10 protein-coding genes, 4 pseudogenes, 1 riboswitch and 1 other annotated feature are annotated in these 15,738 nt (G+C 40.2%); of the genes and pseudogenes, 6 read left to right on the top strand and 8 right to left on the bottom strand.

The annotated features are described in order from the left end of the window. Positions 1-186: 186 nt before the first annotated feature. Complete coding sequence (locus SH603_RS09785) at positions 187-1,296, bottom strand: PTS transporter subunit IIC (protein WP_169473708.1); 1,110 nt, start codon at positions 1,294-1,296, stop codon at positions 187-189. Positions 1,297-1,655: 359 nt separating this feature from the next. Between SH603_RS09785 and SH603_RS09790 the strand changes: the two genes are divergently transcribed. Then, a complete protein-coding gene (locus tag SH603_RS09790) occupies positions 1,656-2,621 on the top strand; it encodes an IS30 family transposase (RefSeq protein WP_321533905.1) in 966 nt (321 codons plus the stop codon). Between the two features lie 490 nt (positions 2,622-3,111). Here SH603_RS09790 and SH603_RS09795 read toward each other — a convergent pair whose 3' ends face one another. From SH603_RS09795 to SH603_RS09815, 5 genes and pseudogenes are all read right to left on the bottom strand, one after another. Continuing rightward, entirely contained in the window at positions 3,112-3,975 is an 864-nt protein-coding gene (locus tag SH603_RS09795) for a MetQ/NlpA family ABC transporter substrate-binding protein (protein ID WP_085650571.1), read from the bottom strand. A 115-nt stretch (positions 3,976-4,090) separates the two neighbouring features. Next, complete coding sequence (locus SH603_RS09800) at positions 4,091-4,567, bottom strand: S-ribosylhomocysteine lyase (RefSeq protein WP_003664767.1); 477 nt, start codon at positions 4,565-4,567, stop codon at positions 4,091-4,093. A gap of 78 nt (positions 4,568-4,645) precedes the next feature. Continuing rightward, positions 4,646-4,895 (bottom strand) — a binding site (T-box leader). 59 nt (positions 4,896-4,954) lie between these two features. After that, positions 4,955-5,641 carry a matrixin family metalloprotease gene (locus SH603_RS09805; RefSeq protein ID WP_321533906.1) on the bottom strand — a complete coding sequence of 229 codons (687 nt, stop codon included), beginning with the start codon at positions 5,639-5,641 and terminating at the stop codon, positions 4,955-4,957. Positions 5,642-5,664: 23 nt separating this feature from the next. Then, positions 5,665-6,279: a sugar permease gene (locus SH603_RS09810; RefSeq protein ID WP_321533907.1), complete on the bottom strand. Its 615-nt coding sequence runs from the start codon at positions 6,277-6,279 to the stop codon at positions 5,665-5,667. A 305-nt stretch (positions 6,280-6,584) separates the two neighbouring features. Beyond that, positions 6,585-7,640 (bottom strand): annotated as a pseudogene (locus tag SH603_RS09815) (zinc-binding dehydrogenase). A 114-nt stretch (positions 7,641-7,754) separates the two neighbouring features. Here SH603_RS09815 and SH603_RS09820 point away from each other — a divergent pair. From SH603_RS09820 to SH603_RS11405, 3 genes and pseudogenes are all read left to right on the top strand, one after another. After that, complete coding sequence (locus tag SH603_RS09820; protein WP_321533908.1) at positions 7,755-8,720, top strand: IS30 family transposase; 966 nt, start codon at positions 7,755-7,757, stop codon at positions 8,718-8,720. 176 nt (positions 8,721-8,896) lie between these two features. After that, positions 8,897-10,500, top strand: a pseudogene (locus SH603_RS11400) (IS1182 family transposase); the annotation flags it as partial. Between the two features lie 168 nt (positions 10,501-10,668). Beyond that, a pseudogene (locus tag SH603_RS11405) lies at positions 10,669-11,457 on the top strand (ISL3 family transposase); the annotation flags it as partial. 180 nt (positions 11,458-11,637) lie between these two features. Here SH603_RS11405 and SH603_RS09835 read toward each other — a convergent pair. Continuing rightward, positions 11,638-12,153, bottom strand: a pseudogene (locus SH603_RS09835) (DUF4767 domain-containing protein). Between the two features lie 312 nt (positions 12,154-12,465). After that, a riboswitch (TPP riboswitch) is annotated at positions 12,466-12,572 on the top strand. A 75-nt stretch (positions 12,573-12,647) separates the two neighbouring features. On the opposite strand from SH603_RS09835, the gene cytX reads away from it, so the two are divergent. Both cytX and SH603_RS09845 read left to right on the top strand, forming a co-directional pair. Continuing rightward, positions 12,648-13,817 (top strand): putative hydroxymethylpyrimidine transporter CytX, encoded by a 1,170-nt coding sequence (cytX, locus tag SH603_RS09840; protein ID WP_225436817.1) that lies wholly within the window; start codon positions 12,648-12,650, stop codon positions 13,815-13,817. A 61-nt stretch (positions 13,818-13,878) separates the two neighbouring features. After that, positions 13,879-14,985 (top strand): low temperature requirement protein A, encoded by a 1,107-nt coding sequence (locus SH603_RS09845; protein ID WP_321533909.1) that lies wholly within the window; start codon positions 13,879-13,881, stop codon positions 14,983-14,985. A 92-nt stretch (positions 14,986-15,077) separates the two neighbouring features. Here the strand turns inward: SH603_RS09845 and SH603_RS09850 are convergent, their stop codons facing one another. After that, positions 15,078-15,599 carry a GNAT family N-acetyltransferase gene (locus SH603_RS09850; RefSeq protein ID WP_169473269.1) on the bottom strand — a complete coding sequence of 174 codons (522 nt, stop codon included), beginning with the start codon at positions 15,597-15,599 and terminating at the stop codon, positions 15,078-15,080. Positions 15,600-15,738 lie beyond the last annotated feature (139 nt).

A 15,738-nucleotide genomic window follows, 5' to 3' on the forward strand; every position in this document is an offset into this window, starting at 1 on the left:
ATCTTTGGCTTCGTTCCGTGCCGTTAATCATAGATAGTTACCATCTATAATTTACATTCACTGTCTATTGTATCACATTCCCTAATCACAACAATAGCAGTTGTTAGGATGTTTTATCAATAAAAAACTGTCTGCCTATTTCATAATTTTCAATAGACAAACAGCTTTTTTCTTTGATCGATACTTCTAAACTAGCTCAAGATGTAATTGCTTTTCACCGATGAATCCAGCGCGCTTAAGAACAAGGTAAAGAGCAATTGAAAGAACAGCGGGTACTACCACGCCGAAAACCATGTATGTGCTGAACTGAGCCCAGCCGCGTGATAAGTAAGCAATTGGTGCAATCAAGGAGTTTAGTCCCAATCCTCTTAAGGTCGATGTTGAACGGAAATCAAACAGAACTGTTGCAATTGGTGCACAAACAGCTGCTGAAACAACCGTTGGAACTAAAAGACAAGGATTGATGAGGAGATTGGGAAATTGAACTTTAGGGGTAACAAGTCCTTGGGCGATATTTGCGCCAAGGTTATTTTGCCGAAATGACATCGCAGTAAAACCAACAAATTGAGCAGTAGTACCGATCAAGGCAGCCGCCGAAGAGATCGGATCAAGCATCAACGCAACGGCCAAGGCTGCAGAAGAGGCAGGCGTCATCAGAAATAGGGCCCACACAACGGAAATTACCATTGATCCTAAAACTGGTGAAACTTGCATCGAATGCGCAATGTAGGCGGACACAGCAAGAAGCGCCGGCGTAACAACTGCCGCAACGACTAGACCAAAACCGATCCCCACGGCTAACGCACCAAATGGAACAAGAACCATATCAAGTGGCGTCTTTCCAGTTAAATACTTACCGACAAGAACAGCAACAAGTGCCACTAAAACAGCAGAAACAGGTTGGCCAGTAGTAAGAACCGATGCTCCCGCTGCCGCCGCAGTTACTTGCCCTGTTGCAGTCATTCCTTTAACCGCCGTATCAGTAAAATGAACACCATTTGATCCAACGGTAGCCGCTACCATTGATGCAAATGTAACTAATGTATTTGTGTTCATCTGTGAAGCAACCGCAACCCCAATAGCAGGCGCTAATAATGCTTGAGCCTCACCACCAATTAGGGTAAGGACATGGATACCTGTCAAGTTACCAATTGTTTGAGTTAATAATCCTCCTCCTAGAACGACCAAAATAGCATTAGCCACCGCCGCAAAAATTCGATAGGCCACTTCCTTGACCTTTGATGAATTTTGATAAGTTGCATTAGCTTTAGAATTGCTAACTCGATTTTCCATCATTAACGCCTCCTTATAATTTATTTTTAATTAATGATTGTTGTTAGTTTAATCGACTCAGAATTAAAAGTCAATTATATTTATAATTGTATTTTAATGTTAATAAAATCTCTTATTTAATAAACATTTCATTCTCAATTACATTAAAAGAAAACCTTTTCATAAAAATATATTAAATTTTCACTAAAAAGTGATAATTTTATCATTTGTTAATCGTTAAGTATTTCGTTCTTAATATATCACTAGGTAAAGAAATCAATCCTTTATTTAATCACGCCGTTTGTAAAATTAAGTTAGAAAAATAGAAAAGCCATTTGTGGTAGACTTTTGAATACCCCTAAATAAAAGAAAGGAAACCACAAATGACTTACACCCATCTTACCACAAACGAGCTGACAATCATCGCCCATTCTTTCGCGCAAAAGCTTAAAGCGTACCGAGTGGCCCAAATGATTAACCGTTGTGCCGAAACCGTTTATCGCGTTTATCGTTACCTGGAAACCGGTGCCTCAATTGCCGATTATCAAGATCACTATATGCGCAATAAGCAACGTTGTGGCCGAAAACGTACTCAGTTGTCACTGGCTGAACTCACTTATATCAACGACAAAATTGCCCAGGGGTGGACGCCTGATACCATTATTGGGCGCGCTGAGCGCCCAATTAGTTGTAACCGGCGAACTCTTTACCGGATGTTTGAACGTAGCCAGTTCGGCTTCGATGTCCGTTCCTTGCCGATGCGAGGTAAGCGGCACCCGAATGGCTATGTCGAGCGCCGCGGGAAGGCTGGCCAATTGGGGCAAAGTATTCACGAGCGTGCCAAGGACTTTCCGCACTATGCCACTGAATTTGGGCACCTTGAAGCTGATACCGTCCAAGGCAAAAAGCACCAAGGGGCGGTAATGACCCTGACCGAACGCCAATTGAAGGTCGAAATTGTACTCAATGTGCACGAAAAGACGGCTGATGCGATTAACCAACACTTAAGTCAGTGGCTTCGGAAATTCCCGCGGCACTTCTTCAAATCGATTATCTTTGACAACGGAAAAGAATTCGCCGGCTGGCGCGAGATTGCCAATCAATTTGACCTTCACACTTACTTTGCCGAGGTTGGTGCTCCCAATCAACGAGGGCTGAACGAAAACAACAACGGTCTTTTACGCCGGGATGGCTTAACGAAACAGCTAGATTTCCGCAATCTTCCCGATGAATTGGTAACCCAACTGATGAGTAAGCGAAATAACCTGCCCCGTAAATCACTAGGCTATCGAACTCCATATGAAGTATTCATGTCTTACGGCACTGATGAGCAACTATTTTCTTTCTAACTTAAATTGACATTTCGGGGGCCAATAGAATTTATACTTGGCATTGTTAAAAACAAAATTAACAAAAAACGAATGGTCGCTTTACGCTTAATCCCATCCGCTACCACAATACATCAGTCATTACTTTTCGTTGTTTCTTTCGGTTGCTTCTTTGCAAATAAGTGATACACGAGTCGGGCAACCAGTGCTTGTAAAACAATCGTTACTACGCTTTGTGCAAGTTTTCTTACCCATTTCATAATTTTAGCTCCCTTACTTAAATCATGCCTTGTAGTTAAACCTAATCTTCTATCACTTTAATTATACTCGTTTCTTATTAATTTGTTTAATAGAAGTCTTTATCTTAAGATTAGATAAAATTATTAATTTTCATAATAATCTTCAATTCATCAATATAAACGCACAAAAAGCCCTTTTTATTCGATAATTGCGAATAAAAAGGGCTTAAAATTACCACAATGTTGTCTTTTGGCTAATTATAATTTTATTATTAATTTTCTAGATAATTTAATGGCTTATCAACATTCACCTTTGTTCCTTGATACTTTTTAGCAATCCATTGTTGAATTTGCTTATTATGGTAAAGCTTGACTAACTTCTTATATTCTTTATTATCACGGTTCTTCTTAGCAGTTGCTAAAACATTAATGTTATCCTTCGTGCTTTGATCAACTTTTTCGTGATAAATAGAATCTTTCAACACATTTAAATGACCAGTTAAAGCAATCGTATTACCGATTAATACTAAATCAGTTGACTTTAATACTCGTGGTCCGGTGGTATCATCAATTTCTTTAAATTGAAGGTTCTTTGGATTAGCCGCAATCTCATTGGTTCCACTTGTTGCCCCAAAGCCCGGCTTCAATTTTATCAAGCCTGCACTTTGTAAGAGCAAGAGACCACGCGCCGTGTTTGCTGGGTTATTAGCGATCGCAACTGTGGCACCATCTGGAATGTCTTTAACACTCTTATACTTATCTGAATATAAGCCCATTGGTTCTAAATAGGTAGTTCCAATCGCCGCTAATTGTGCTTTCTTATTTTCCTTATTATAAGCTTGCAGATATGACCATGATTGGAAAGCATTTACGTCAATTTCACCACTAGCAGTCGCCCGGTTTAAAGCTACGGGATCAGTAAAGCTCTTGACCTTAATCTTCAAACCTTCACTTTTGGCCTGTTTACTATTTGCAATGTGTTGCCAAACCTGGACATCTGGGCCAATCGTTCCAACAGTAATCTCATCGTTGCGGGTAAACCCACCATTAGCGCCCACACTAAGTCCAGCTGCAACTAAAATCACTACTACAATACCAACAATCCACCAGCCGGTATGCTTTTTCTTTCTCATCATAACTACCCCTTTACTTTTGTTTTCGCTATTCGTCATAACTAGTCGCAATAGCCAACGGGATCCGACATGTCGTTATTCTCGAGAAATCCTTAGTCAGCGTTTACCAAAATTATTATTAGTCAACCACGTGGCGTTCAAATGGCTTATCTGAAATCCCTTCATCAAGAATCTTCTTTGACCATTCCTTAGCAGAGAATAATGAATGATCACGGTAGTTACCGCAAGATTCAATCGTTGTTCCCTGAACATCTTCCCACTTAGTCTTGTAGGCAATTTCTTCAAGTGAGGACTTCAAGGCCTTGGCAACTTCAGTAGTTGAGTGTTCACCCCACGTAATTAAGTGGAAACCAGTCCGGCAGCCAAATGGGGAACAATCAATCACGCCATCCAAACGGTCACGAAGCAAGCCAGCAAGTAAGTGTTCAATCGTATGTAAACCAGCAGTTGGAATTGCATTTTCATTTGGTTGGACTAATCGTAAATCATAGTTGCTAATCTTATCTCCCTTTGCCCCTTCTTCAACGGTAATTAAACGAACGTAAGGTGCCTTAACCTTTGTGTGATCTAATGTAAAACTTTCAACTTTAGCCATAATAAATCTCTCCTTTTCTGCCTGATGAGAATGAATCTTGGAACTAAAAAATCCCTAGGAACGGCAATCCAACCAATTCCTAGGGACGTTTAATATTCATTAACGTGATACCACCCTAATTTAGCCTTATCTCACAATAAGACCCGCAAGAAGTACATAAAAATACTCCAGCACGGTAACGGGTGCTAATCGCTTGCTGCTAACACGTATGCTCACAGCATCAGTCTGCTCCAAGACCATCTTCATTATTCGTTACCATACTGGTTCTCATCTTTCCTAGCTCTCTGTAATGGCATTAAATAATTACTCATCTTTTCTAAGCATTTTCTAATTTAATTGTAATTATAATATCCTTATCCTTACTAATTGTCAACACCTATTTCAAAATTATTCCCGATATAACGTTCTTAACGTTTTAGCATCATTTTTAGTTATTCCGTTTTTGATGTTTCGTGGGATCATCACACTATGCTCATACTCTGGAGCGTGGGCTAACCCAAGGGCATGTCCCAGTTCATGTTGTGCAACCTCACTTCGAAACTCTTTATTAGTATAGTCTAACTGATTAGGGTCCAAAGTTGAGGTTGCCTTATGCAAGGTATTCGTAGTCGGATCATATTCCGTCCGGGTTGAGCCGAGTTCAGATGTTGTATAGCCAACACCATTGTTTCCCATATTATTTCGTGCTAGATCACCATCAGCCGCAATAATATTGGCCTTATCTTCGTTCTTAGTCCAGCGGATATGAACTGCTTTCGTCTTATTCCATTTTTTGACCGCATCACGAAAAGCCCACTTTAATTTTGGATCAGCAGTTTCCATGTAAATAGTAATATTCTTTTTCTTCCACCTAAATCCTTCAAGCGGTGTCGGTGTATTTTCTGGGATTCTTAGCCGTTCTGCATTTGGTCGTTGGCCGCCATTAGAAAACTGAAAATCATTACTATCAGAAGAATCCTGACTAAAAAATGATGATTGGAAAGGTTGGGAAGGCGCATCTGCATCAGCATGGACATGATAATCGCTAATTCCAACCATCCCCGCGACTAAGAGTGCTACTAAAAATCGACGCATTTAATCATCCCCATTCCATAAAGTTAGAAATGACAACACGGTTCGAGGCGTTCTTGCCAGAAACTGACAATCCAGTTCTGGGAGAAAAAGCCGATCACCGTTCCAATATTAAAAGCAAAGATTGCATGATTTTTAAGAGAACATAACAAGATAATGATAATGGGCAAAATAATATTAAAGTACTTCGTGAATTTAAGACTGGCGCGGCGCTTTAAATAGACTGTCAACTTATCATGCGGTTGAAAACAACAATCACACTGTTGATAAAGGGCATACCCGGCAAAGGCAATCACTAAGCCAAGCAGGTTAAAACCAAAGCGCAGAAAAATGTTCATCGTATCAATTCCCCAAAATCGCCATAAGTTCGCAAATAGTTGCATGAAAATACTGTACGGAACTAAAAATGTTAACTTCCAGCCAAATTCTTTAGGAACAAATTCGCCAACCAAAAGAATATTAAGGCCAATGACAAATAGCCCCTCTGTAAAAATTGTCTCTGTCATATTCCAGCCCATCATATGCATAATATTGACGATAGAAGCTGGCCAGGGCATACTCCCTAAGTTTGTTACAATCGTCATTGAATGACCAATTGAGTTTAAGACAATCGCCAGTGCTAAAAATACATACCGACGCATTTTTATCATCCCGTTTACGCTTATTCTCTATCACAGTATTTTAGCACGCTTATTGATTTCATGCGTTTATCTTGTCCTTAATTTTTGTAAGTATGCAAAAGAGAGTGGGAAATAACCTCCTCGACAAGGCGGTTGGCTAAGCTAGGACGATGATTAGCACGGCACGAGCTGATTATCGTTCGTACTTAAACTCGAGCCTTGTGGTTATTTTCCACGTTATCTTTCTATTGTTCATAAAAGTAGTTGAGGCTGAGAGAAAACAAAAATTTTCACCCAGCCCCTATTGTTTCAATCAGTTTTAAATATTAATCGCGTTCAAAGCCATCCATAATAATGTAAGACTTGATTGCTTCACGCTTATCCATTGCTTCATAAGCTTCTTGAATTTGGTCAAGGTTGAAACTCTTAGTAAAGACCTTACCAGGGTTAATGTCACCATCAAGAACAGCCTTCAACAATACGTCCTTGTCGTAAGTGGTTACTGATGCTGGACCACCGCCGACAATAGTGTTGTTGTAGAATGGCACCGTCATGTCCATCTTTGGGGTATGAGGTAAGCCAACCCGACCAACGATGGTACCTGGACGGCCAACTTTCATGGCAGTATCAGTTGATTGTTCAGTACCAACGCATTCAAGGACAGCATCAGCACCGGCACCGTTAGTGAGTTCCATGATCTTTTGAACCGCTTTGTCACCACGTTCAGCAACATTGTCAGTAGCACCAAATTCCTTAGCAAGGGCTTGACGGTCAGCATGGCGACTAGTAGAAATGATCTTCTTAGCGCCCCGCATCTTAGCAGCAATAATCGCACAAAGGCCAACAGCACCGTCACCCATTACAACAACTGTATCACCCTCACTAACGTTAGCAACTCGTGCAGCATGGTAACCAGTAGCCATAACATCAGCAAGGGTTAAGAGGAACTTAAGCATTCCTTCACTGTAGTCACTTGGCTTGCCCGGAACTTTAACAAGCGCCCATTGACCGTGTTGGAACCGAACGTATTGAGCTTGCACACCAGAGCTAAAGTTATCGTTGTGGCTTTGGCAAGAACCATCGAAGCCCGCGCGACAAGCAGCACAGTGCCCACATCCATGAGTAAATGGAGCAATCACAAAGTCCCCAGGCTTGACAGTAGTGATATCTTCACCAACTTCTTCAACAATTCAAATTGCTTCATGACCAGAGTTTTCAGAATCTTTTTCAACCGGATTAATTCCTCGGAAGTTCCATAGGTCAGAACCACAAACACAGGTCCGCATTACCTTAATAATTACGTCATCAGGCTTTTCAATTGTTGGACGGTCAACATCAACAATCTTCATTTGACCCGCCTTTTCAAAAATAGCTTTTTTCATTGAAACGACCTCCTTTTTTTATTATTCGCCGTTTGTAAAATTAAGTTAGAAAAATAGAAAAGCCATTTGTGGTAGACTTTTGAATACCCCTAAACAAAAGAAAGGAAACCACAAATGACTTACACCCATCTTACCACAAACGAGCTGACAATCATCGCCCATTCTTTCGTGCAAAAGCTTAAAGCGTACCGAGTGGCCCAAATGATCAAACGTTGCGCCGAAACCGTTTATCGCGTTTATCGTTACCTGGAAACCGGTGCCTCAATTGCTGATTATCAAGATCACTATATGCGCAATAAGCAACGTTGTGGCCGAAAACGTACTCAGTTGTCACTGGCTGAACTCACTTATATCAACGACAAAATTGCCCAGGGGTGGACGCCTGATACCATTATTGGGCGCGCTGAGCGCCCAATTAGTTGTAACCGGCGAACTCTTTACCGGATGTTTGAACGTGGCCAGTTCGGCTTCGATGTCCGTTCCTTGCCGATGCGAGGTAAGCGGCACCCGAATGGCTATGTCGAGCGCCGCGGGAAGGCTGGCCAATTGGGGCGAAGTATTCACGAGCGTGCCAAGGACTTTCCGCACTATGCCACTGAATTTGGGCACCTTGAAGCTGATACCGTCCAAGGCAAAAAGCACCAAGGGGTGGTAATGACCCTGACCGAACGCCAATTGAAGGTCGAAATTGTACTCAATGTGCACGAAAAGACGGCTGATGCGATTAACCAACACTTAAGTCAGTGGCTTCGGAAATTCCCGCGGCACTTCTTCAAATCGATTATCTTTGACAACGGAAAAGAATTCGCCGGCTGGCGCGAGATTGCCAATCAATTTGACCTTCACACTTACTTTGCCGAGGTTGGTGCTCCCAATCAACGAGGGCTGAACGAAAACAACAACGGTCTTTTACGCCGGGATGGCTTAACGAAACAGCTAGATTTCCGCAATCTTCCTGATGAATTGGTAACCCAACTGATGAGTAAGCGAAATAACCTGCCCCGTAAATCACTAGGCTATCGAACTCCATATGAAGTATTCATATCTTACGTCACTGATGAGCAACTATTTTCTTTCTAACTTAAATTGACATTTCGAGGCTGGGAAAAAACTCCTAGTCCAAAATAAAAACCGGATGATGAATTTTTTGAACAATTCATCATCCGGTTTTTATGTACACAGGAAATCGTTCCTGATATGATGTAATTACCACAAAACAACCAAAAGGAGCAATTTTCATGTATTAAAATTATACCATAGGACAAACCAAATTCGTACTAAACTATAACTATGATTTACCACAAAATCATATTGCGCGGCTAATTAGTGATTTTGTCGACTCGATTCCACAAAATGTGCTATTAGAAGATTCAGGAGCGGCTACCGGCCGCCCTTCATCGCATCCAGCAATTATGCTTAAGATTCTCTTGTTTGCCTACGCACGTCAAACTTATTCTGGAAGAAAGATTGAAATGATGTTGGATGAGAACCTGCCAATGCGTTGGTTAGCTCATGATTATACTTATAGCTACCATACCATCAATAACTTTCGACGCAGTCAGCACGCTAGTAAGCTAATTAAACATGCCTTTGTTTACTTTACCATGGCTTTGAAAGATCACGGACTAATTCAAAATGATGCAGTTTTTATCGATGGGACCAAGGTAGAAGCCGATGCCAATAAATATTCATTTACTTGGCGACGGGCAATTGAAAAGTATCACGCTAAGTTAAGAGAAAAGACAAGTAAGCTTTATGAGGAACTAGTAGAAAAGCAAGTGGTGCAAGAAATGGCACCGGAGCTGGTTACTTTCGCCGAAGGCATGGAAGTAATGGAACAAGAACTGGCGGAGAAAATCACTAAGCTAGATGAAGAGATTAAGCAAGAACCAAAAATCATCAAAGGTGGTTCAGTTAGAAAACGGCGCCGTCGTTTTCTAAAAAGCTTCGTCACCAATTAAGCAACGAACTAATTCCGCGTGCCAAAAAGTATGAACGTGCTGAAAATATCTTCCAAGGTCGTAATAGCTATTCCAAAACTGACCACGATGCGACCTTCATGTGTATGAAGGAAGATCCAATGATGAATCGGGAGTTGAAGCCCGGCTATAACCTGCAAATCGCTACCCATAAGCAATTTGTCTTTGATTACGGGCTGTTTTTAAATCCAACTGACACCAGGACCTTAGTGCCATTCCTTACCCAGTTTCATGCTTTAGATTTCTTTGAACATATCGTCGCCGATGCAGGCTATGGTAGTGAGTACAATTATACAATGATTCTTGATCGGTTTGAAAAGCGGCCGGTTATCCCATACACCACCTATCAAAAGGAACAGAAACGTAAATTTAAAAACGATCCAACTAAATCACAAAATTGGCAGTATAATGCCGAGGATGATTACTACATCGATCATTTAGGAGTCCGTTTTAGCTTTTATCGGTATAGTAAGCGAACCGATAAATATGGTTTCGAACGTGATTTCAAACTCTATCGAGCGGATAAGCACCAACTGTCAGTGCAATTGGATGAGTTGGCAAAAACACCAGGTGGTCGGCAACGCTATATGCAGGTTAACCCAACGTGGAATTATTACAAGGCTAAAGTAAAAGCAACCCTCTCAAGTGACGAAGGCAAGGCAATTTATCGTCGACGGAAGTTCGACGTTGAGCCAGTCTTTGGTCACATGAAGAGGGATTTTGGCATACGCCGAACTCATCTCCGTGGCCAAGGGGCTGTGGAAAATGACATTGGGCTAGCCCTGGTGGCATTAAATCTAACGAAATTTGGCCAATCAATTAGTCGATTGAAGACTAATTTCATAAATAATTTAAAATCCGAACTACGATTTTTGGATCGATCAAAAATCATAGTCCGGATTTTATTGTTAGAGAACCAAGAATTAATAGTTAATTCCCAGCCTCATGACTTATTCATCAGTGAAGCTTCAGTCCAGCGGGTCCTTTTGGACCTCGCTGATCAATACAAGCCGAATTTAAACTATCTGCCGGAAACACTATGCATTGATGAATTTAAATCAATGCGGAGCGCTAAAGGCAAGATGAGTTTTATCGCCGTTGATGGTGATCGAAGTTGCTTATTTGAGCTCCTTGAAGATCGCCGATTACGTAGCTTATTTAAACATTATCAACAGTTTAAGCGTCGTACTCGTTGCCGAGTGAAATATCTGGTGATGGATATGAACGCTGCTTATGACCAACTAGTTAAAACAGTTTTTCCTTGTGCTCAAATTATTTATGATCGCTTTCACATTGCCAAACACCTTAATGACACGATGAATCATGTACGAATTCATGTCTTTAACCGTTTGCGAAAAGGTGGTTCAGCGGAGCAGAAACAAGCTCGTCGTCTTAAACATTATTGGCGGCTATTTCTTCAAGATCGAGAAAATTTAAGTACAAAATTGTATTACGAAGGACGTTATTTTAATCGCGTTGTTAATTCCATGATAATCTTAGACTTAATGTTAGGGTATGACCAAGAGTTAAGAGCCACTTATAATTTTATCCAATCCTTGAAGCATGCTTATAATCAACGTGATTTTACAACTTTCTTTCAATTACTTAAACTTCGGCCAGACAGTGTTAGCCATTATACAATCCACCGTTGCCAGGTTTTAGCGCGTTATAAAGAGGGGATTAAGCGTGGCTTTGAGACTAAGTTCTCAAATGGTTGAACCGAAGGGATTAATAATCGAATTAAGACTATCAAACGAGTTGCCTGTGGTTATCGTTACTTTACGGCATTTAAAACTCGGATTTATTTAATTATTGGCCACCAAATTCAAGCTAACTAAAAAGAACCGTCACGAATGACAGTTCTAACTAGACCAATTTAATTGGCGATGATTCATATTTGCGTATCAACACTACTTGACGTAGAGCCAAAAAAAGTCCAGCCACTCAAATTGAGTTTGCTGGACCATTATACGCGAAACTAATTTTAGTATAACAAACTAAAGGATCTATTTCCAAGATTATTTAGTAGATTCTGTTGCGATTCGTTCAAAATTGTTTTCAAGATCCATATTAGTCGTCGGATGACAATCTGGATCACCGTTATTTGATTGGTCAACTAATACAACCGGTTTACCATTATGGAAGGCAAAGAAGTATGTAATTCGATTTGGCAATGGCGGTTCTGTCCCGTCATGATTATAGATTGCTACAACATTATATTCATAATCACCCTTGCCTGATGGTGCCCAGCCAATCAAGCCAGACTGACCTTCTACTAATTCTTTGCTTAAACCATCGGGGTATGTTATTTCTGTTGAAACCTTCAATTCATTTTGACCATCATATTGTTCATAGGATTGGTGCATTGTTGGTCCCCATTTTTGCATAAACGATGCCAACTGCTCATTCTTTTGATTATTCCACAATGAACTATCGTGGTGCGATTCACTACTGCTTTGCGTGCTTTAGTTGTCACAACCAGTTAAGGCAACGCCCAAACTAGCAATCGCAAGAACTTCCATTAATTTTTTCAATTTTATCCTCCCCAAACGTAAATAAAGACCAGAAAGAATGCTTCCCTCTTCTTTCCAGTCTACCTATTAATCTTCAACTTTTTTAGCGTCGTTCATTGCCTTCATGATAGAAGGATTCTTTGAATGACAATCCTTGATCATTTGGATATCTTCTTCACTTAATTCAACAGTGTATTTAGCCATGATCTTCCCTCACTTTACTTAAAAATTACACCCTTACTATATCACATCACAGGAGCAGTGTCTGGCTTAATCAGTAAATTAAGATCATTAATTGACATTCAACTGAGATTTGCTAAGGTTAACGTTGAATTGCATAAACGGGGAGCTTGCAGACAGGCTGAGAGGGGACTATGCGTCTCGACCCAATGAACCTGATTTGGATAATGCCAACGTAGGAAGGATTAATAAAGGACGACCAGGATCAAAGTGATTACTGGTCGCTTTTTACTTTGCACTATCTTAATCAAATTAAACATAAGGATGGTGGAATTATGCAACGACAGACAACAATTACCGAAAACAGCATGATTTGGTGTGGCGCTGGAATTTCAATTGCCGAAATCCTAACCGGGACTTACTTGGCACCCCTTGGTTTTACAAAAGGGATCGCCGTAATTATCATCGGTCACCTTATCGGCTGTTTTTTGCTATTTTTAGCTGGAATTATCGGCGGTCAGCAACGTCTCAGTTCAATGAATGCTGCAAAAATTAGTTTTGGGCAAAATGGCAGTAAGTTTTTTGTCTTATTGAACGTTCTCCAACTGATCGGCTGGACCGGAATCATGATTTATGACGGTGCATTAGCAGCCAATGGGGTCTGGCACCTTAATCAAGCATTATGGGTCATTTTAATCGGCGCCCTGATCATTGGTTGGCTGCTCGTTGGGGTTCGGCACCTTTATTATCTTAATCTTGTAACCATCTCGACGTTATTAATTTTAAGCGGCCTCCTATGCGCAGCAATTTTTACCCACCATTCTGTTAGTTCATCAACTGATACATTGTCATGGGCCCAGGGGATGGAGCTAGTTATCGCCATGCCATTATCGTGGTTGCCACTTATTAGTGATTACACCAGTGTTGCTCAACGACCCGTGCCAACTAGCGGGATTAGTGCAGTTGTCTATGGCCTGACTAGTTGTTGGATGGCCTTCATCGGTTTAGGAGCTGCTATCCTTACCCATGACATTAACATCGCCACGATTATTTTACGGGCCGGCTTGGGAATTGCCGGTTTATTTATCATTATTTTTTCCACAATCACAACGACATTTATGGACGCTTATTCTGCTGGTGTTTCTTCAAAAACGATTTTCAATAAATGGTCGGGAACAATGGCCGCAATTGGTGCAACTATTCTAGGAACAATTAGTGCATTAATTTTCCCCATGGATAACTTCAGTAATTTTCTTTATCTTATTGGCTCAGTTTTTGCCCCAATGATTGCGATTCAAATTACAGATTACTTCATTTTGAAAGTAGATTATCGTCAACAAAATTGCCAATGGACTAACCTAATTCTCTGGTTGATTGGTTTTATCATTTACCGAATTCTGCTAAATTATTCATTTCCGCTCGGCAGTACCGTTACTACCATCATTGTCATCATCGCAATGACCTGGGGTACACAGCAAGTTCGCAATTTGGTCAAAGTGAAATAATTATAGTTTTCCTACTAAGTAATGGTATTATTAATGCAATTACAAGGAAGGAATTACTTTTATGAAAAAAATAGTTGCTAAACAAGTATCAATGCTTGAACTCTTCTATGATTTAATTTTTGTTTATGCGATCTCTCGAATAACAATGATGATTCATCATCCAATCGATGGTAGCTTGCCGCCAAGAATATATGTTGAATTTATCATTGTCGTTATCTTCGTTTTACAAATTTGGCTTTATCAGACAGTCTATATTAATCACTTTGGAACAAGTCGGGCCGTCGATACAGTTGGCTTATTGATTAGTATGTTTGCCGCCATCTATTTAGCTAATAATATTAATACTGAATGGCGGTTAACATTTCATGCGTTCAATCTTTCGGCAGCACTAACAACTATTAACTTAATCTTTCAATATTTATTTGGCTCTAGCACTCATTTTAAACGAGATCATGATCTCCAAGGATTTATTATTGCGCTTGACTTAGAATTTATTCTTCTTGTAACCGGGCTGATTATTGGTTATCAGTATGGTGTCTATCTCTGCGTTGCCGGTGGTTTAATCGGCTTTTTAATGCCCTTAGTGATGTACCGCATGTTTAGGCCGGAACAAGTCAACTTTCCCCACCTCGTAGAACGCCTAAGTTTAATAATTATCATTACGTTCGGAGAAACACTTGTTAACATTACCCATTACTTTAAGGGCGCTATCTATTCACCATTAGCAATCGCAATCTTTCTAGGAGTAGCTGCCCTATTCGGCGTCTATACATTGCTAGTAGAACGCTTCTTAAATCATCATCAGCATACTCGCGGCTTTATTGCGATGTACACTCATGTAGTAATGATTATCAGCCTACTCTCGATTACGGCTGGGATTATCTATATGGCTGATGAAGAAGTATCACGTTTGTTTCTTAGTTGCTTTGTCGCATCTAACCTCATCGTCTTCTACCTTTGTCTCTGGCTTTATAGTTTTTATAATCGCCGCCATTTACGCTTTAATGGTCGAGATCTTAGGGCAATGGCGATCGTCCTTTTACTAGGATCACTTGGCATTATTTTATGTCGCGAAAATAACCTAAGTTTGATGAGCGCATTTGCGTTAACCAACGTGGTCGAATTCGGCTTGTTGGAATGGAAGCTGCAAAGAAAAAAAGCCCTCTAAGGAGCCTCACAACAACTATTCATCACATAATTAGTTTTCATCCGCATTTATATTCCATTTATCCTAATAACCATTTAGGGCAGATGGAATTTTTATTTTAAATTCAGTTCAAATCCCATATGTTTATTGTCAATTTTGTCATCAATATAAATCGTACCGCGTTTTATAAAACCAATATCTTGGCCTATTTTTTGAACAGGAATATTTTTGTAATGAGTATCATAACGGAAATTCCTTACTCCTTGCAAATACCCAACCGTAAGTAGATTGGAGAAGATATATTTCCCAAAACCTTGACCATTGTGGGAAGGAAGGACTGCTAATCGATGAATGATTGCATATGGCTCATTTGGTTTTAACCACGATCCATCTTTAATCCCTTCATACGTTTGTTCCGGGGTTAGTTGTAAGGTAGCCGTCCCAACAATTTTTTGATTATCAATTAGCACCCAGTTATAGCCAGCTTTAATATCATTTTCCATCGTTTTCTGGAAAGGATGACCATCTTGCCATTGTGGATTACCCTTTTCTTTTAATTGTGCTCGTGCCTGTTCAATAATTGTCATCACACTTTGAAGATCATCCAAAGTTGCTCGTCGTAAGTAAATTGCCATTATCTTTTCTCCTTAATCATCTCTCACTCCTAACAACAAAATTCTAATATATTAATGTATGGTCATTTTATCACGATTAATTATTAAACTGATGGGGCTTTAGCTAAGTTTAAGTGTTTTGTCACAGCGTTTTCATTTT

The organism is Limosilactobacillus reuteri, assembly GCF_034259105.1.
Classification (GTDB): domain Bacteria; phylum Bacillota; class Bacilli; order Lactobacillales; family Lactobacillaceae; genus Limosilactobacillus; species Limosilactobacillus reuteri_G.

What these genes read in the sequence shown, in the direction of transcription:
- SH603_RS09790 (WP_321533905.1), top strand. Translation starts at nt 1,656, where the DNA reads ATGACTTACACCCATCTTACCACAAACGAGCTGACAATCATCGCCCAT.
- SH603_RS09785 (WP_169473708.1), bottom strand. Translation starts at nt 1,296, where the DNA reads ATGATGGAAAATCGAGTTAGCAATTCTAAAGCTAATGCAACTTATCAA.
- SH603_RS09805 (WP_321533906.1), bottom strand. Translation starts at nt 5,641, where the DNA reads ATGCGTCGATTTTTAGTAGCACTCTTAGTCGCGGGGATGGTTGGAATT.
- SH603_RS09810 (WP_321533907.1), bottom strand. Translation starts at nt 6,279, where the DNA reads ATGCGTCGGTATGTATTTTTAGCACTGGCGATTGTCTTAAACTCAATT.
- SH603_RS09845 (WP_321533909.1), top strand. Translation starts at nt 13,879, where the DNA reads ATGAAAAAAATAGTTGCTAAACAAGTATCAATGCTTGAACTCTTCTAT.
- SH603_RS09800 (WP_003664767.1), bottom strand. Translation starts at nt 4,567, where the DNA reads ATGGCTAAAGTTGAAAGTTTTACATTAGATCACACAAAGGTTAAGGCA.
- cytX (WP_225436817.1), top strand. Translation starts at nt 12,648, where the DNA reads ATGCAACGACAGACAACAATTACCGAAAACAGCATGATTTGGTGTGGC.
- SH603_RS09820 (WP_321533908.1), top strand. Translation starts at nt 7,755, where the DNA reads ATGACTTACACCCATCTTACCACAAACGAGCTGACAATCATCGCCCAT.
- SH603_RS09795 (WP_085650571.1), bottom strand. Translation starts at nt 3,975, where the DNA reads ATGATGAGAAAGAAAAAGCATACCGGCTGGTGGATTGTTGGTATTGTA.
- SH603_RS09850 (WP_169473269.1), bottom strand. Translation starts at nt 15,599, where the DNA reads ATGGCAATTTACTTACGACGAGCAACTTTGGATGATCTTCAAAGTGTG.